This is a genomic window from Humibacter antri, from assembly GCF_054777235.1.
Genome location: NZ_BAAHAW010000002.1, coordinates 51,526 through 68,478 on the forward strand (window position 1 = coordinate 51,526; position 16,953 = coordinate 68,478).

Here is a 16,953-nt window from a genome sequence, read left to right on the forward strand (position 1 = left end):
GCCGTCGGCTCATGCGGGCAGTCCGTGCACGAGCTCGACGATGCGTGTCAGAACGGCGGGGTCCGTCCCGGGCGGCACCCCGTGGCCCAGGTTGACCACGTGGGACGGCGCACTGCGGCCTCGCTCGACCACGTCGCGCACGTGCGCCTCGATGACCGGCCACGGGGCATCCAGATAGGCGGGATCGATGTTGCCCTGAAGCGGAACGATGTTGCCGAGCCTCCTGCTCGCCTCATCGAGCGGCACCCGGTAGTCGACGCCGACCACGTCGGTTCCGATGTCGTGCATCGCTCGTAGCAGCTCGCTGGTGCCGACTCCGAAGTGCACGATCGGCACGTTGCGCTTTGCGGGCCCGCCCGTCGCCTCGCCTGTCGGCTCGTCCGGATCGGGGTACGAGAGATCACGCACGTGCGACAGCGCCCGAGCGGATGCCGGTGCGACGTGCCGCGTGTAGTCCTCCAGCGAGAGCGCGCCCGCCCACGAGTCGAACAGCTGGGCGGCGCTCGCGCCCGCAAGCACCTGTGCGCGCAGGAACGTGCCGGTCACATCCGCAGCCCACGCCATCAGGGCGTGCCAGGCGTCCGGTTCCGCGTGCATGAGCGTGCGAGCGCGAATGTGGTCCTTCGACGGACCGCCCTCGACGAGGTACGCGGCGAGCGTGAACGGCGCGCCGGCGAAGCCGATCAGGGGAACGTGCCCGAGCGCGGCCAGGCCGCTGACCGTCTGCCGTACGCCCTCGACCACGGGAGCGAGCGCATCCGGATCGAGAGCGGGCAGCGCCGCGATGTCTGCCGCCGTGCGCACCGGCGCCTCGAGCACCGGCCCCTTGCCCGGCACGATGTCGATGTCGAGGCCTGCGAGCTTCAGCGGAACGACGATGTCGCTGAAGAAGATGGCCGCATCGACCCGGTGTCTGCGCACGGGCTGCAGCGTGATCTCGCTGGCGAGGGCGGGGTCGAGGCAGGCATGCAGCATGCTCGTCCCGATGCGAAGCTCGCGGTATTCGGGCAGCGAACGGCCCGCCTGCCGCATGAACCACACCGGCAGCACGGCCGGTCGGCGCCCGGAGTATGCCGTGAGGAGCGGCGATCTGGACGTGCGCCCTGCGACAAGCGGATGCTCCGCCCCGAGCTCCCGAGAAGACGCGGGCGCCTCCGAAGGCTGGGCCGCCTGGGCGCTCGGCGTGTGCCGCGTGGCCGGCGTGTGCTGTGTGCTCGGCGTGCTCTGCGTGGCCGGTTCGGGTGACGTCACACGCTCGATTCTCGCACCGCCCGCTGAGCGTCTCGCCCGTGCCGCCCGCGCACCCAACCGCTCGTGTCTGCGCCACTTTGCGGTGATTGCGCCACGTCTTCTGGCGCAATGACTGCAACCTGGCGCAGACAAGCGAGAAGGAAGCGGCCGGAGCCGCTTGCAGCCCTCGCACGAACGCACAGACACACCGGCGTACCATCGAACGCGTGCTTCTCTGCTTCACCGCGAGCCATCGCACCGCCGAATTCGAATTGCTCGAGCGGCTCGAACGACACGCGGGTGACGTCGACGCGGCGCTGCGAGCGCGCTCGGATGCCTTCGCGGGGTCCGTCGTGCTGGCCACCTGCAACCGGTTCGAGGCCTACCTCGACGTGACGGATGCCGCAGCCGCCGATGCCGCCCGCCTCGCGCTGACCACCATCGGCGCCGCCACCGGCGTCACGCCCGACGAACTGCAGGCATCCACCGCCGTCGTACGCGACCACGGCGTCGCCGACCACCTCTTCTCGGTGGCGAGTGGTCTCGAGTCGCTGGTCGTGGGCGAGGGTGAGATCGCGGGCCAGGTGCGCCGAGCGCTCGAGAAGGCCCGCAGGCACGGTAGCGCGACCACCGAGCTCGAGCGGCTCTTCCAGAACGCGTCACGCGTCTCGCGTGAGGTGAAGAACGGCTCCAAGGTCGGCTCCGCGGGTCGATCCATCGTGCGGCTCGCGCTGGAACTGGCGAGCAGCCGGATCGCGGACTGGGCGAGTGCGAACATCCTGCTCGTCGGCACCGGCAACTACGCGGCTACGACGCTCAAGGCGCTCCGTGACCGCGGTGCCGAGAACGTGCGGGTATGGTCGCGCACCGGACGCGCGCAGGCGTTCGCGGTGAAGCACGATGTCGATGCGGTGGACCGCGACGGACTTCTCGAGGCGGTGGCGGCATCCGAGCTCGTCGTCACGTGCAGCGCCGCTCCGACGGTGCTGCTCGATCGCGCGCTCGTCGAGCGGGCGAGCCATCGACCGGACTCCGTCGTGCACCGCCTCGTGATCGATCTCGGCCTGCCGCGCAACGTCGACCGCGACGTCGCCTGGGTGACCGGCACCGAGCTGCTCGACCTCGAGACGATCGGGCTGCACGCACCGCTGGAGGACTTCACGGCCACGGAGCGTGCCCGCACGATCGTCGGCGACGCCGCTGCCGAGTTCGCGGCCAAGGGCGACGAGCGCGAAGCCGAGCCCGCCGTGGTCGCTCTGCGCGCGCACGTGTTCGGTGTGTTGGAGGCGGAGATCGAGCGCGTCAGAAGGCGTAGCGAATCGCCGGAGCAGGCCGAGCAGGCCGAGGCGGCGCTGCGCCATCTGGTCGGAGTGCTGCTGCACACGCCGTCCACGCGGGCGCGCGAACTGTCGCGCGACGGCGACGCAGATGCCTTCATCGCCGGAGTGAACGCCGTCTTCGGTCTCGATTCGGAAGCACGGCCGACCCTGCGTATCGTTGCTGAGACGGGCGAGGCATCCTGATCCGCGCGACACGGATGCCATTACCGCACTCACCGGAACTGAGCTCACAGGAACTGGGCCCACCGGGATTGGGCTCACCGGAATTGGGCTCACCGGAACAGGCCCGGGCAACACGAAGCTCGACAGAACGAACAACCCGCGGAACGCCGTCGCCGGGCGACGAACCGCTGTCAGAGACGACGAGGGAACGGAACTCCAGATGACTTCCGAGACGACGACCGATGCCGGCCTGCTGGCTCTGCCGTTCCAGACGCGTGAGATCTCCACGGATCGGCTGCGGCTACGCCCGCTGACGAAGAGCGATCTGGAGAATCGCAGCGAGAACTACCAGAAACGCACCGACGTCGTGCGCTACCTGCGCTGGGAGGTGCACGACCACGACGAGCCGGCGAAGAACCTCGAGAAGCGCATCGCTCTCGAGCGGCTGGCCCACGACGGCGACGGTCTCATCTTCGCGGTCGAGTTGTGCGCCACCGACGGCTCGGATGACCACCGCGTGATCGGCGACGTCAGCCTGTTCGTGAAGAGCGCGAAGGATGCCCAGGTCGAGATCGGCTGGGTCTTCCATCCGGCCGTACACGGTCGTGGTTTCGCCACGGAGGCCGCCAACGCGCTGCTGAAGGTGGCGTTCGACGAGTTGGGCGCGCACCGCGTCTATGCGGAGTTGGATGCCGCGAACGAGGCATCCGCTCGACTGTGCGAGATTCTCGGGATGTCTCGCGAGGCCCTGCTGCGCGACCGCGACCACGTGGACGGTGAGTGGCGCGACGTCGCCATCTTCGGCCTGCTGGACCGCGAGTTCATGGCCGCCCAGACCGTCAGCGCCTGACGGCCGAGCAACTCGGGCGCGCCGGGACCGGGGTGTGTCTGCCCGGGCCGTGACCGGCATCCGGTGCACCATGGGTGGATGAGCGATCAGCAGGGGTTCCCCGAGCCGTTCGGTGAAGATCCGGGCGCGGGAGGTGCGGGCGGATCCGGCGGTCCGGAAGGACCGAAGCGGGGCATCCGCGGGCGTACCGTCGCCATCATCGTGCTGGCGGTCGTGGTCGTGGTGCTGCTCGTGGTGGTCGCCTCGCTCGTCTTCGCGCAGAGCGGCAAGGTGACGCCGACATCGAGCCCGACCGTCACGACATCCAGCCCAGCCCCGAGCGGGAGCGGCACTCCGAGGCCGACCCAGACTTCCGGCGCCCTCGCGACCTGCTCGGTGAGCGACCTCTCCGTCACCCTCGGCTCGTTCAGCGGTACCGCCGGCAGCGACTACGTGCCCATCGTGTTCACGAACACGTCGTCGAAGCCATGCGGACTTCACGGGTTTCCCGGCGTCTCGTTCGTGGGCAAGGGCAACGGCACTCAGCTCGGCGCCGCGGCCGACTGGGACCAGTCCAAGCCGATCGTGCAGAACACGCTGCAGCCCGGCTCGGCCGTGGCCGCGAATCTGCGCATCGTGCAAGCCGGCAACTACGACTCGAGTCAGTGCCAGCCGCTGGCCGCCGACGGACTTCGCGTCTATCCGCCGCACTCGACGAAGTCGGTCTTCGTGAAGGATGCCGACCTCACCGCGTGCCAGAACGACAAGGTGCACCTGCTCACCGTGGTTTCACCCGTCGCGCCGCAGTGACGTAACCGGCCGGCCGATGGCACGATCGGCCGGCGAGCGCACGATGCGTCGGACGAATGGGCGGCATCGATCCGGCCCATCGTTCGTTGTCCGGCGCATCGTGCGCTGTGAAAGGCACCCATCGCGGGGACGCTCTTCCCGCGCCTCGTGAACCGATACCGAGCGGATGCCGAGTTCGACTGCGCTGCGGAGGACGCGTTCCTGAACAACCGTGGCGGTCATGCGACGCCCAGGTACGCCTCCTTGATCGCCGAGTCCGTCAGCAGTTCCCGGCCCGTTCCGCTGTGTGTGATCGTTCCGGTCTCCAGCACGAACGCGCGGTGGGCGCGGGCGAGCGCCTGATTCGCGTTCTGCTCCACGAGCAGGATCGTGGTGCCCTGCTCATTGATCTCGGTGATGATCCGAAAGATCTGCCTGATGAACTGCGGCGCGAGTCCCATCGACGGCTCATCCAGCAGGAGCAGCCGAGGACGGCCCATCAGGGCCCGCCCGATGGCGAGCATCTGCTGCTCGCCGCCGGACATCGTTCCGCCGGCCTGCGTCTTGCGTTCCTCCAGTCTCGGGAAGAGCGCGAAAACGCGGTCCAGGTCCGCCTTGACCCCGGTGCGATCCTTGCGCGCGTACGTGCCCATGTCGAGGTTCTCGAGCACTGTCATCCCGGGAAAGATCCCGCGGCCTTCCGGCGACTGCGAGATGCCGTTCGCCACCCTGATGTGCGCCTTGGTCTTCGTGATGTCCTCGCCGTCGAACCGGATGGACCCCTTGGTCAGGTTCAGCAGGCCGGAGATGGCCTTCATCGTCGTGGTCTTGCCCGCGCCGTTCGCGCCGATGAGTGAGACGATCTCGCCCTCTTCGACGGTGAACGACAGGCCGTGCAGCGCCTCGATGCGGCCGTAGCCGACCACGACGTCAGTCAGTTCAAGCAGCGTCGTCATCGGGCTCTCCCAGGTAGGCGGAGATCACGCGAGGGTCGCTGCGCACCTCGGCAGGCGATCCGTCCGCGATCTTCTTTCCGAACTCCAGCACCACGATGCGGTCGCAGACGCCCATCACGAGCTTCATGTCGTGCTCGATGAGCAGCACCGTGTAGCCGTCGGCGCGAATGGTGCGGATCAGCTCCATCAGCTGTTCCTTCTCCGCCGGGTTGAAGCCGGCGGCCGGCTCATCCAGGCAGAGCACCTTCGGGTCCGTCGCCAGCGCCCGCGCAATCTCCAGTCTTCGCTGGCTGCCGTACGGCAGATGACGCGAGAGGGTGTCGGCGGCGTCCGCGATGCCGACGAACTCGAGCAGGGCGAGACCCCGCTCGACCGACGACTTCTCCTCGCGGTAGTGCCGCGGGCTCCGCACCAGGGCGCCGGGCACGCTCGTGCGGTGGCGGGCATCCAGTCCCACCACGACGTTCTCCAGCGCCGTCATCTCGCCGAACAGGCGGATGTTCTGGAATGTGCGCGCGAGGCCCGCCCTGGTGATCTTGTGCTGCTTCTTGCCCTTGATCGACACGCCCTCCATGAGAACGTCGCCGCTCGTGGGCCGGTAGACGCCCGTCATGGCGTTGAACGCCGTGGTCTTACCCGCCCCGTTAGGTCCGATCAGCCCGAGGATCTCGCCGCGGTTGATGTGAAATGTCACGTCGTCCAGGGCGGTCAGACCGCCGAACTTGACGGTGACGGCCTTCACTTCGACAAGCTTCTCGCCCACTTCGACGGCGATCTCGCGGTCGGGTGCCGCCGCCTCGGCGACCTCCGCATCCACACCGGCCTCGGCGAGCGTCGCCGCGTTCTCCCCCTCGTCGGGGACGTCGGCGTCGGCCTCCGGTGATGGATCGGGCCCGATGTCGCTCAGGTCGGCATCGTCGGGACCCGCGTTCGGCACCGGCTCGGGGAGTGCTCCGAGGTTCGGGTCGTGCTCGACGGGGACGCGTTCCGGTCGCTCGTTGCGCGACTGGTCGTTCTTCTCGTTCATTCGGCGCCTCCGTCCCTGGTGTCGGTGGGCACGACGCCCGTGGCCGGAGCGCGCTCTGGGCGGGAACGCCAGACGGCCGCCGCCTCCGATTCGTCGCCGGGCTTCGCGCCGTCTCCGGGTTTCGTGCGTGCCGCCTTGAGCTCTCTCACCCGGTCGGCAACCACGCGCGAGTACGTGAGCAGGTGGGACTTCGCCGCGATCAGACCCTGCGGGCGGAAGATCATCATGACGATCAGCAGTACGCCGAAGATGAGGTACTTCCAGTCGGCGATCGCGGTGAACCTCAGCGGGATGTACGCCACGATCGCCCCGCCCAGAATGGCACCGACCTTGTTGCCTGAGCCCCCGAGCACGACCGCTGCGACGAACAGGATCGACGTGGCCACATCGAACTTCTGGTTGTTGACGAAGCTCACCTGACCTGCGAAGAGCGCCCCGGAGAGGCCTCCGATGCCCGCGCCGATCGCGAACGCCCACAGCTTGAACTTGAACGTCGGAACGCCCATGATCTCGGCGGCGTCCTCGTCTTCGCGGATGGCGATCCAGGCGCGACCGACCCGGCTGCGCTCCAGATTGCCGACGAACATGAGGATGATCACGATCACCGTCACGGCCAGCCAGTACCACGGCGTACCGTTCGACGCCGAGAAGACCGCGTGACCCTGGGCATCCGTCCCCGGCGGGTGCCCGACCTCCTGGAAGCCCACCTGCCCGCGGGCAGCCGGGATGATCGTGGCGAGGATGCGGATGATCTCACCGAATCCGAGCGTCACGATCGCCAGATAGTCGCCGCGCAACCTCAGCGTGGGCAGGCCGAGCGCAACACCGAACACCATCGCGATGCCGATCGCGAGCGGCAGCGTCCACAGGTAGGGGATGTGGATGGCCGTGGAGTCCGGCGAGGTGAAGAACGCCGCCGTGTACGACCCGATCGCAAAGAACGCGATGTATCCGAGGTCGAGCAGGCCGGCGAATCCGATCACGACGTTCAGGCCGACCGCGACCAGCGCGTACACGGCCATCTGGAAGCACGAGATCGGGAAGTCGTTGCCCGGCTCCGTCGTGATCAGCCACGGGTTGGCGACCGGCAGGTAGTAGACAGCAGCGAGCACGATGGCGAGGAACAACCACTGTTGCCAGCGCGCCATGCGGTTCCATCGGCGGCGCCAGCCGCCCAGGAGCTGCCTGCGCGTGCCGAACGACTCGTCCGCGTCGAGCTTCTGCGTCGTGCGGGCGGAGGGCATGGGCGCACCGCCCCCGATGGCGCTCATGCGCGGCTCCTTCCGAGGGACTGTCCGAGCAGGCCGGACGGCCGCACCAGCAGCACGAGCACCAGCACGATGAACGCGACCACGTCGGTCCACTGCGAGTCACCGAGCAGCAGTTGGCCGTAGTTGCCGATCACGCCGATCAGCAGACCGCCGAGCAGCGCGCCCCGCACGTTGCCGATCCCGCCCAGCACCGCGGCGGCGAACGCCTTGATGCCGAGCACGAAACCGCCGTTGTAGATGACGCCGCTCGGCACCTTCATCACGTAGAACAGTGCGGCGGCACCGGCGAGGATGCCGCCGATCACGAACGTGGTGACGATGATGCGGTCCTTGTTGACGCCCATCAGCGTTGCCGTGTCGGGATCCTGTGCGACGGCACGGATTCCGCGACCCACCCGGGAGCGCCGGATGTACTGGTCGGTGGCCACCATCATGACCACGGCGGCGATGATGATCGTGAGCTGCTGACTGTCGATGATCGCGCCGAACACCTGGAACACGGGCGTCGGGATGAACATCGTCACAGCCGGCTCAGCGTTCGAACCGCGCACCAGGAAGATGATGTATTGGATCGAGAACGATGCACCGATCGCGGTGATCAGGAACGCCAGCCTCGACGCACCGCGCCGCCGCAACGGCCGGTAGGCGACACGCTCGATGATGAAGGCCGTCACGACCGAGAACACCATGCCGACGATCATCGCCAGCAGGAGGTTCGCGACGATCGCCCAGATCGAGAGGTTCGGCGGGTTCGGCCCGAAGCCGAGCGAGGTCAGCGTCGCGACGACGCCGTAACACCCCATGATGAACACCTCGGAGTGGGCGAAGTTGATGAGGTTCAGAACGCCGTAGACGAGTGTGTAGCCGAGAGCCACCAGCGCGTAGATGGCGCCGAAGGTGAGACCGTCGAATGTCGCGGGCCAGAAGTTCTGAACGAGTGAGTTGACGTCGAAGTTGATCCAGCTGTTGTCGGCGTGGATGGATGCCGGCAAAGCCGCCGGCAGGGCGAGGAGGGTGGCAAGCATGTGGTTCTTCCGGTGCCGTGTCGAATCCTGACAACGTCGTCGGGGTTCGACTGTTTCGGGTCAAGCACGGCCGCGCCGCGGGGCGGATTGGAAACACCCCACGACGCGGCCTTCACGTGAGCGGCTGGGCTAGCCGATCGCTCCGACCGACACGATCTTGCCGTTGTCGACCTTGTACCCGAACACCGCGGACTTCGCGAGCTCACCCGTGGAGTCCCACTTGAGGTGCTTGCTCAGGCCGTCGGCGTCGTAGCTGGTCACCCAGCTGAGCAGCTTCGAACGGTCGACGTTGCCCTTGTCGATTCCGGAGAGCAGAACCGTCGCCGAGTCATAACCCTCTACGGAGTAGGTACCCGGTGCCATGTTGAACGCCGACTGGTAGGCATCCGAGAAGCTCTTGATGAGCTCGCCGGGGATGCACGGGCACGTGAAGTAGGCGTTCTCGGACGCGTTGCCCGCGAGCTTGATGAACTGGTCGTCCTTCACGCCGTCCGGGCCGATGAAGACGCCCTTGAACCCCTTGTTCACCAGCTGCTGGTCGAACGGCGCACCTTCGGCGTAGTAGCCGGAGTAGAACACCGCGTCGGGCTTCGCGTTGATGATCTTGCTGACCGTGGCCGAGAAGTCCTTCTGGCCCGTTGTCACCTTGTCGGTGCCTGCGACAGAAGAGCCGAGCGCCTTCTGGATGGCCGTGGAGAGGCCGATGCCGTAGTCGGAGTCATCCTGAACGACGTAGACCTTCTTGGCCTTGAGCTTGTCGGTCGCGAACGTCGCCGCCGCGGGACCCTGCACGTTGTCGTTGCCCAGCGCCCGGAAGAACGTCTTCCAGCCGTTCTGCGTCAGCGTCGGGTTCGTGGCCGACGGTGTGATGTGCACGAGACCGGCCTGCTCGAAGATGCCGCCGGTCGCCTTCGACTCGCCCGAGAACGGAAGACCGACGACGCCGATGATGTCGGATTCATTGACAGCCTGAGTGACGACACCCGGTGCCTTGCCCGGGTCGCCCTCGGTGTCGAACTTCTTGAACTGCACCTGGCAGCCCGGGTTCGCCTTGTTGTGCTGGTCGATCGCCAGCTGAACACCGTTGAAGATGTTGATGCCGAGCTGAGCGTTCGGGCCCGTCTCCGCACCGATGTAGGCGAGCGTCAGGTTGCTGTCGCACTTCGCTTTGCCGTCGCCGGCGGGAAGCACAGCGTTCTTGGAGACGTCGATCGACGTCTGGATCGGCAGGTTGACCTTGCTGGTGGTGGAGGTGGATCCCCCGGTCGTCGACTGGTTCACACAGCCTGCGGTCAGGAGCGCGACCGCTGCTGCCGCGACCAGCGCTCCGATGATCCTCTTGGTTGCCATGGAAGTTGCCTTTCGGGTCCTGTGCCCGGGGTTGTCGGCCCCTTTGCACGGTTGCAATGTCCTGAACCGTAGACGAGTGTTCAGACCCCCCGCAACGGATTGGGCCAGTGTTGTGCCAAATCTTTACAAAGTGAACACATGATGTGGCGCAAGGGCACAGTTGCGCAGTCGTCGGCGCCGGCAGCACGTGCCCATCCGCCATGCAGCGACCGCGCAGCGCACACGCAGCGAAGCAGGGTCGGGGTTCGTGCTTCGGGCTCAAGCAGCCCCTCGGATCGGCCGGGTCCAGCCGTCAGTCGCGACTGCGGCGCTCGACGGACTCCAGCGATTCCGTCGGTCCAGCCGTCAGTCGTCGCGGGCCAAGCCAGCCGTCAGTAGTCGCGGCCGCACCGCTCGACCGGCTCCAGCGATTCCGTCGGTCCAGCCGTCGGTAGTCGCGGCTGCGCCGCTCGACCGACTCCTTCGGCTCGGCCGGGTCAGCCGTCAGTAGTCGCGGCTGCGCCGCTCGACCGACTCCCTCGGCTCGGCCAAGCGAGCAAGCTCGCTTGGCTCTCGCCTCAGTCGTCAGTGCACATACTCGAGGAGGTCCCGGCCGACCGCGCGCATGCCGTCCAGCACTCCGAGCCGCGCCGACAGTTCACTGTCGTCGAAGGATGTCGACACCACGTACGCCACGCCCGCACGCGGACCGCGCAGCACGCCGACCTCGCTGCGCACACCGGTATCAGTGCCCGTCTTGTTCATCAGCAGCAGGCCGTGGTCGGGGCCACGGTGTGCAAGCGGATCGAGCCCGAACGCGCTCGCCACCATCGAGAGGTCGTGATTGAGCGAGAGCCACCCGACGACGCGCTTGCTCGTGCCGGCATCCACGACCTCGCCCCTGGCGAGCGACGCGAACAGCCACGTGAGCTCCTTCGCGCTTCCCACCGAGAGCTGCGGGGCGTCATCCGGTCCCCGGTGATCGCGCACGAGATCGAGCATTGCGGTCTGGCGCAGCGCCAGCTGCTCGGTTCGCGCGCTCACCGACTCGAGCCCGACCCGGCGCAACAGCACGTTGGTGGCGAGGTTGTCACTGGCCGCACCGACGAGCGCGGCGAGGTCCGCCAGCGGGAGCGAGGGCGCGACCAGGTGCTGCCAGATGCCCGAGTCGCCTACGGCATCCGTCTGCAGCCGGTCCACGAGGCTGAGGGCGCTCGTGTCGCGAGCCTCGAGCCTCGCCGCCACCTCGATGAGCAGCAACACCTTGCCGATCGACGCGGTCGGCATGACCACGTGGTCGTCGACCGAGAACAGCACGGCGCCGGTCGTGAGATCGATGGCCCTCGCAGATACTTGCACACCGGCGAGCGCGAGCTCTCCGAGCGCCGCGAAGCCCTTGACGAAGCTGTCACCTGGCTCGCGTCCGCGGTGTTTGCCACGCCGCCAGCCCGCATGCCTGGATCGGCGTTCTGAGCCTTGGACGGGGGCGCTCACGGTCTTGTTCGGTCCTCGAAGCTTCGTGCTGCTGGGATGGATGCCGCGTCCCCCGTCGCGGCATTCGGGCGTGCTTACATCAAACCACGCCGCGGGCGCCTGAACCGCGCGTCACCAGATGCGCACGCGGTGCTCAGGGGCGAGCCACAGGGCGTCCGTCGGCTGCACGCCGAAGGCGTCGTAGAACGCGTCGATGTTGCGCACGATCTGGTTGCAGCGGAACTCGTTCGGCGAGTGCGGGTCGATCGCGAGCAGACGGATGACCTCCTCGTCGCGACCCTTCTGCTGCCACGCCTGCGCCCACGAGAGAAAGAACCGCTCGGCGCCGGTCAGGCCGTCGATCACGGGCGGTTCGGCACCGTTCAGCGACAGCAGGTACGACTTCCAGGCGATGCCGAGTCCGCCGAGGTCGCCGATGTTCTCGCCGATCGTGAGCGCGCCGTTCACGTGGTACTGCGGCACCTGGGCGGGAGCGAGCGCGTTGTACTGCGCGATCAAAGCCCTGGTGCGCTTCTCGAACGCGCGGCGGTCGTCGGTGGTCCACCAATCGGCGAGCTTGCCGTTTCCGTCGAACTTCGAACCCTGGTCGTCGAATCCGTGCCCGATCTCGTGGCCGATCACCGCGCCGATCGCACCGTAGTTGGAGGCGTCATCCCGGTTCGGATCGAAGAACGGGTACTGCAGCATGGCGGCCGGAAACACGATCTCGTTGAAGCCGGGGTTGTAATACGCGTTGATCGTCTGCGGCGTCATGAACCACTCGTCACGGTCGATCGGCTTGCCGATCTTGTCGAGCTCGCGCCGGAACTCGAACTCTGCAGCGCGCCGCACGTTGCCCATCAGATCGGTCGGATCGATCAGCAGGCTGGAGTAGTCCCGCCACTTGGCCGGATATCCGATCTTCGGCGTGAACTTCGAGAGCTTGTCGAGCGCCCGGTTGCGGGTCTTCTCGCCCATCCAGTCCAGCGTGCGGATCGACTGCCGGTAGGCGGCGACGAGATTGCCGACGAGGATGTCCATGCGCCGCTTCGACTCCGGCGGAAAGTTGCGCTCGACGTAGACGCGGCCGACGGCCTCGCCCATCGCACCCTCCACCAGCGACACGCCACGCTTCCACCGCTCGCGGATCTTCGGCGTGCCGGTGAGAGTGCGACCGTAGAAGTCGAAGTTCGCAGCGACGAAGTCGCCGCTCAGGTAGGAGGCGGCGTCGTGCAGCACCCGCCAGCGCAGCCAGTCGCGCCACTGAGACAGCCGCTGCTCACGCAGCAGCGATCCGAGTCCTGCGGTGAAGCTCGGCTGGCGCAACACCACCTCGTCGAAGGCGCGACTCGGGGCTCCGACCGCCTTCAGCCAGACGCCGAGGTCGACGCCGCTGGCCAGGGACGCCGCGTCCTTCCAGTTGTAGAGGTTGTACGTCTTCTCGCTGTCGCGACTGGCGACGTTGTCCCAGTGCGCCTTCGCGATGTCGGTCTCGAGGTCGAACACGTTCTGCGCACGGCGCGGCGCCTCGGAGACGCCCGCGAGTTCGAACATGCGCTGCACGTGCGCAAGGAACGCGGCGCGCACCGACGCGAACTTCGGTTCACGGTAGTAGCTCTCGTCGGGCAGTGAGATGCCGCTCTGCTCGACGAACACGAGGTAACGCTCGGGGTCACCGGGGTCGTTGTCGACGAACAGCTGGTAGAAGCCGCTCAGCCCGCTCTTCTCCAGTCGCCCGACGGCCTCGAGCAGACCGGGGATGGAGCGGATGTTGCCGGCCAGCGCCAGTCGCGACTCCACGGGCGAGACACCGAGCTTCTCGATGCGCTCGGTGTCCATGAAGCTGGTGAACAGGTCGCCGAACTTGCGCGCCTCCGTGCCCTCCTGGGCATGCTGCGACTCGTCGATGATCTCCCGTACGGCATTCTCCGACTCCTCGGCGAGGATCATGAAGGAGCCCCACCTGGCCTTGTCGGACGGAATGTCGGTGCGTGTCGTCCACTTGCCGTTCACGTGCCGGAACAGGTCGTCCTGGGGCCGGGTGCCAGCATCCAACTCGTCGGTCAGGATGCCGGAGGCGAGCACGGATGCCCCCTCGTCCGGCGTCTCGGCCGGCCTCTGCGCCGCGTCAGTCATGTCATCAAGACTAGGCGAGTGACGGAGGCTTGGCCGAACGTGCGGGGTCCTCCTATCGCCGCGACTGAGCCCACTCGTCGAGCAGCTCGGGCAGGCGCTTCCTGATGAACTTCAGAAAGTCCGTCATCTCGGCGATGCGCGCTCCGACGGCCGTATCGCGGCCGCCTGCCGCCTCGGGCATGCCCTCCGCGAGGTTGAACAGGGCGCTGTAGAAGCGCTCCTCCGACATGCCGGCCGAATACCACGGATTGTCGGGAAGCTCGTAGACATCGCGCCGGCTCCCCGGCTGGGAGACCCGGCGCACCATCGCAAGGCTCTGCAGGTAGCGAACGGCACCGGAGATCGCCGCGGCGCTCACGTCGAGTCGTTCGGAGAGCTCCGCAGCCGTCAACGCGGACTCCGCAACGGTCAGTGTGAAGAGCACTCGGCTCGGCATGCGCGGAAATCCTGCGGCTGTCAGGAGCGCGGCCCCGCGCTCCGCGTAGTCGGCCAGCTTCGCCTCGTCCCGTGCCACATGCACCTCCATCTCTCGATTGCGCTGGTTCGGGTCAGTTCGCGGACACGATGCCGCGACGGCGGAACGCCCAGGCTCCTGCGGCGACCAGGACGATGGCGATCACGGCCATGATCCACGTTCCGCTCCAGTCCGTGTTGCCGAGCGGGAGCGTTGGCGTGTGATCCGTCGGCGCGATCTGCCGAACCCAGTCCGGCATTCCGAGCAGGGCACCGAATTCGCCGAGCACCACGCCGATGCCGAACGCGGCCCAACCTACCGCGGCGGTCGCCCGTGGGAAGACGCCGAACACGAACGCGGTCACCCCCAGATACACGACGACGGCGGGCAACTGGGCGAGCGCCAGCACGATCGCGTCGCCGGCCAGCCGCTTGTCGATGCCGGAGAGCGCCCCGCCCATCACCGCACCCGCCAGGGCCAGGATGACCGCGGACGCCACCGCCGCGAGGATCACGAACGACAGGTACCAGCGCAACCTGCTCACGGGCGTCGCGAGCACGGTCTCGGCATTGGTGGCCGCCTCCTCCTGGCGCAGCCGGATGACCGTCTGCACGGCGGCACCCGCCACCAGAAGCCCGATCAACGCTGCCATCACGCCGAGGAACACCTCGAGCACCGATCCTGAGCCGCCTCCGATCTTCTTCAACGACGTCTCGATCTCGGGATTGGCGGCGACGGCATCGTTGAGCGTCTTGCCGAGCCCTGCGATCAGGAGCCCCCCGACGACTGCGGCGATCCCCCAGCCGATGATCGATCCGCGCTGGAGCCGCCACGCCAGTCCGAATGTTCCTCGAAGCGCGGCCGACGCCCACGCCCTGCCCCTCCGCGGCGCGACCAGACCAGAAGAGGTGTCGCGAATGGCCTGCAGCCAGAACGAGACCGCGATGAGAACAGCGGCGAGCGCGATGCTGAGCAATCCGATCCACCAGTAGTTCTGCGTGAACGGGCGGATGCGCAGCCCCCAGCCGACCGGTGTGAACCACACGGCGGGCGACGGCGTGACGTGCAGGTGGTCTGCGGATGCTTTGCCGCCGGCATCCGCCGCCGCATTCAGCACCCAGAACACCGCGATCGCAGCGATCGCCCAGCCGTTGGCCGCCCGCGACGTGGAGAAGATCTGTGCGGAGAGCAGGCCGATGCCGAAGAACGCGATGCCGGTGCTGGCCAGCGCCCAGCCGAAGACGAGCGACCCGTAACCGTCGAAGCCGGACAGCATCGCGACCAGGGCCGACAGCAGCCCCATCACGATGTTGAGCACGATCGCGTGCACGATCGTCGCCCAGGTGCTCGACACCCGCCCGGCGCGGGTGGCGACGATCAGGTCGCTCCGGCCCTGCTCCTCGTCGGCGCGGGTGTGCCGAACGGCCGTGAACGTGTTCATGAATGCGACCAGGAGCATCATGAACGCGCCGATCTCGGTCATGAAGAACGATCCGGCGGAGGCGCCGTCCGGTGCGCCGCGTACCGCCAGCAGCGTGGGATTCGCGGTGAGCACCGCGATCACACCGAGACGCAGCCGCAGCGTGCCGTAGGTGGACGCGAGCGCGGCCACGACGAACAGGATGCTGAGGGCTACCACGAGAACCCACGTCGTGCCGACGACGCGGTCCCGCCTGAGGCGGAACCGCACGAGAGTTCCGAGCGCGGTCATCGCACGGCCTCCAAAGAGCTGTCGGCCGCCGCGATCTCGTCACCGTAGTGCCTCAGGAACAGCTCCTCCAGCGACGGCGGTGTGACCGTCAGCGACTGCACGTCGAGCTGACCGAGCCTCGGAAGCACGGAGGCCACGGCCGCGCTGTCGGCCGTGAAGCGGATGCGACCGGACGCGACCCTCACGTCGTGCGCTGCCGGGATCGACTCGATCACGGCCGGGTCGATGCCGTCGGCGGCGAACGAGATCTCGGTGCGGGTGAGGTGACGCATGTCGGCGAGGGTGCCGGATTCGACCGCCTTGCCCGCGCGGATGATCGTCACGCCATCGCAGAGCGCCTCGACCTCGGAGAGGATGTGGCTGGAGAGCAGGATGCTCGCACCGTCGTCTTTCGCGATGCGCGCGACCTGCTCGGAGAACACCGCTTCCATCACCGGGTCGAGTCCACTGGTGGGCTCGTCGAGGATGTAGAGCTGCGCGGGGGTCGCGAACGCCGCGACGAGCGCCACCTTCTGCCGGTTGCCCTTCGAGTACGTGCGGGACTTCTTGCGCGGGTCTAGCTGGAACGCCTCGACCAGCCGGTCACGGCGCGCGAGGTAGTCGGTGGACTTCGTGTTCGTGCCCCGCAGGCGGGCGATGAGGTCGATGATCTCGCCGCCGCTCAGGTTGGGCCACAGGGCCACGTCGCCCGGCACGTACGCGATGCGCTCGTGCAGCCGGGCCGCCTTTCCCCACGGGTCTTCGCCGAACACCTGGACCGACCCGCCCGAGGCGTGGATCAGCCCGAGGAGCACGCGGATCGTCGTCGTCTTCCCCGCGCCGTTCGGCCCGAGGAATCCGTGCACCTCGCCTTCACCCACTGTGAGGTCGAGCCCGTCGAGAGCGTGGACCCGACCGAACCGCTTCTGCAGCCCGCGAGTCTCTATCACTGAGGTCATGAGCGTGACGCTACGCTAGTTTCACAAATTTGTGAAACTTCCTAACGGAATCCATACGGCCTCCAGTCGATCCGCCTCGTGCGCCTCACCACCACCTTCCACCCAAACCTCCGCCCCCGTACTCCACCCCCTCTTCCGCCCGTCCTCCACTCAAACCTCCACTCCGTCCTCCCCCGCCCGAAAACAGGCGGGAAAGCGGCTTCCGCGTGAAAACAGGCAGATCCTGCCTGTTCCCGACCGATTTGCCTGCGATCGACCGGCTCGCGGGCGCGGCCACAGGCGG

At 67.5% G+C, this 16,953-nt stretch carries 14 protein-coding genes; 3 read left to right on the top strand and 11 right to left on the bottom strand.

The features are described from left to right. Nucleotides 1-9: 9 nt before the first annotated feature. Nucleotides 10-1,260: a uroporphyrinogen decarboxylase gene (gene hemE, locus ACYVDK_RS00940; RefSeq protein ID WP_460517352.1), complete on the bottom strand. Its 1,251-nt coding sequence runs from the start codon at nt 1,258-1,260 to the stop codon at nt 10-12. Between the two features lie 197 nt (nt 1,261-1,457). On the opposite strand from hemE, the gene ACYVDK_RS00945 reads away from it, so the two are divergent. From ACYVDK_RS00945 to ACYVDK_RS00955, 3 genes are all read left to right on the top strand, one after another. Next, entirely contained in the window at nt 1,458-2,753 is a 1,296-nt protein-coding gene (locus tag ACYVDK_RS00945; RefSeq protein WP_460516609.1) for a glutamyl-tRNA reductase, read from the top strand. Nucleotides 2,754-2,952: 199 nt separating this feature from the next. Then, nucleotides 2,953-3,582, top strand: coding sequence for a GNAT family N-acetyltransferase (locus ACYVDK_RS00950; RefSeq protein WP_460516612.1), 630 nt, complete (start codon nt 2,953-2,955; stop codon nt 3,580-3,582). Between the two features lie 78 nt (nt 3,583-3,660). Further along, a complete protein-coding gene (locus ACYVDK_RS00955; RefSeq protein ID WP_460516615.1) occupies nt 3,661-4,371 on the top strand; it encodes a DUF4232 domain-containing protein in 711 nt (236 codons plus the stop codon). A gap of 218 nt (nt 4,372-4,589) precedes the next feature. Here the strand turns inward: ACYVDK_RS00955 and ACYVDK_RS00960 are convergent, their stop codons facing one another. The 10 genes from ACYVDK_RS00960 to ACYVDK_RS01005 form a co-directional block, all read right to left on the bottom strand. Then, nucleotides 4,590-5,306, bottom strand: coding sequence for an ABC transporter ATP-binding protein (locus tag ACYVDK_RS00960; protein ID WP_460516618.1), 717 nt, complete (start codon nt 5,304-5,306; stop codon nt 4,590-4,592). Beyond that, complete coding sequence (locus tag ACYVDK_RS00965) at nt 5,290-6,333, bottom strand: ABC transporter ATP-binding protein (protein ID WP_460516621.1); 1,044 nt, start codon at nt 6,331-6,333, stop codon at nt 5,290-5,292. Before ACYVDK_RS00965 ends, ACYVDK_RS00960 begins: the two co-directional genes overlap by 17 nt. Next, complete coding sequence (locus ACYVDK_RS00970; RefSeq protein WP_460516623.1) at nt 6,330-7,604, bottom strand: branched-chain amino acid ABC transporter permease; 1,275 nt, start codon at nt 7,602-7,604, stop codon at nt 6,330-6,332. The genes ACYVDK_RS00965 and ACYVDK_RS00970 overlap by 4 nt, the downstream gene beginning before the upstream one ends. Next, nucleotides 7,601-8,629, bottom strand: coding sequence for a branched-chain amino acid ABC transporter permease (locus ACYVDK_RS00975; protein ID WP_460516626.1), 1,029 nt, complete (start codon nt 8,627-8,629; stop codon nt 7,601-7,603). Before ACYVDK_RS00975 ends, ACYVDK_RS00970 begins: the two co-directional genes overlap by 4 nt. A gap of 129 nt (nt 8,630-8,758) precedes the next feature. Next, nucleotides 8,759-9,979, bottom strand: a complete 1,221-nt coding sequence (locus tag ACYVDK_RS00980) for a branched-chain amino acid ABC transporter substrate-binding protein (RefSeq protein WP_460516629.1) — start codon at nt 9,977-9,979, stop codon at nt 8,759-8,761. Between the two features lie 564 nt (nt 9,980-10,543). Continuing rightward, nucleotides 10,544-11,452 (bottom strand): serine hydrolase, encoded by a 909-nt coding sequence (locus tag ACYVDK_RS00985; RefSeq protein WP_460516632.1) that lies wholly within the window; start codon nt 11,450-11,452, stop codon nt 10,544-10,546. Nucleotides 11,453-11,563: 111 nt separating this feature from the next. Then, nucleotides 11,564-13,567, bottom strand: a complete 2,004-nt coding sequence (locus ACYVDK_RS00990) for a M13 family metallopeptidase (RefSeq protein WP_460516634.1) — start codon at nt 13,565-13,567, stop codon at nt 11,564-11,566. Nucleotides 13,568-13,619: 52 nt separating this feature from the next. Continuing rightward, nucleotides 13,620-14,081, bottom strand: coding sequence for a GbsR/MarR family transcriptional regulator (locus ACYVDK_RS00995; protein WP_460516637.1), 462 nt, complete (start codon nt 14,079-14,081; stop codon nt 13,620-13,622). Nucleotides 14,082-14,115: 34 nt separating this feature from the next. Continuing rightward, nucleotides 14,116-15,732, bottom strand: coding sequence for an ABC transporter permease (locus ACYVDK_RS01000; protein ID WP_460516639.1), 1,617 nt, complete (start codon nt 15,730-15,732; stop codon nt 14,116-14,118). After that, complete coding sequence (locus tag ACYVDK_RS01005; RefSeq protein WP_460516642.1) at nt 15,729-16,670, bottom strand: ABC transporter ATP-binding protein; 942 nt, start codon at nt 16,668-16,670, stop codon at nt 15,729-15,731. The genes ACYVDK_RS01000 and ACYVDK_RS01005 overlap by 4 nt, the downstream gene beginning before the upstream one ends. Nucleotides 16,671-16,953 lie beyond the last annotated feature (283 nt).

Coding starts and splice junctions, on each gene's coding strand:
- ACYVDK_RS00950 (WP_460516612.1), top strand. CDS start 2,953: ATGACTTCCGAGACGACGACCGATGCCGGCCTGCTGGCTCTGCCGTTC.
- ACYVDK_RS00955 (WP_460516615.1), top strand. CDS start 3,661: ATGAGCGATCAGCAGGGGTTCCCCGAGCCGTTCGGTGAAGATCCGGGC.
- ACYVDK_RS00960 (WP_460516618.1), bottom strand. CDS start 5,306: ATGACGACGCTGCTTGAACTGACTGACGTCGTGGTCGGCTACGGCCGC.
- ACYVDK_RS00965 (WP_460516621.1), bottom strand. CDS start 6,333: ATGAACGAGAAGAACGACCAGTCGCGCAACGAGCGACCGGAACGCGTC.
- ACYVDK_RS00970 (WP_460516623.1), bottom strand. CDS start 7,604: ATGAGCGCCATCGGGGGCGGTGCGCCCATGCCCTCCGCCCGCACGACG.
- ACYVDK_RS00975 (WP_460516626.1), bottom strand. CDS start 8,629: ATGCTTGCCACCCTCCTCGCCCTGCCGGCGGCTTTGCCGGCATCCATC.
- ACYVDK_RS00980 (WP_460516629.1), bottom strand. CDS start 9,979: ATGGCAACCAAGAGGATCATCGGAGCGCTGGTCGCGGCAGCAGCGGTC.
- ACYVDK_RS00990 (WP_460516634.1), bottom strand. CDS start 13,567: ATGACTGACGCGGCGCAGAGGCCGGCCGAGACGCCGGACGAGGGGGCA.
- ACYVDK_RS01000 (WP_460516639.1), bottom strand. CDS start 15,732: ATGACCGCGCTCGGAACTCTCGTGCGGTTCCGCCTCAGGCGGGACCGC.
- ACYVDK_RS01005 (WP_460516642.1), bottom strand. CDS start 16,670: ATGACCTCAGTGATAGAGACTCGCGGGCTGCAGAAGCGGTTCGGTCGG.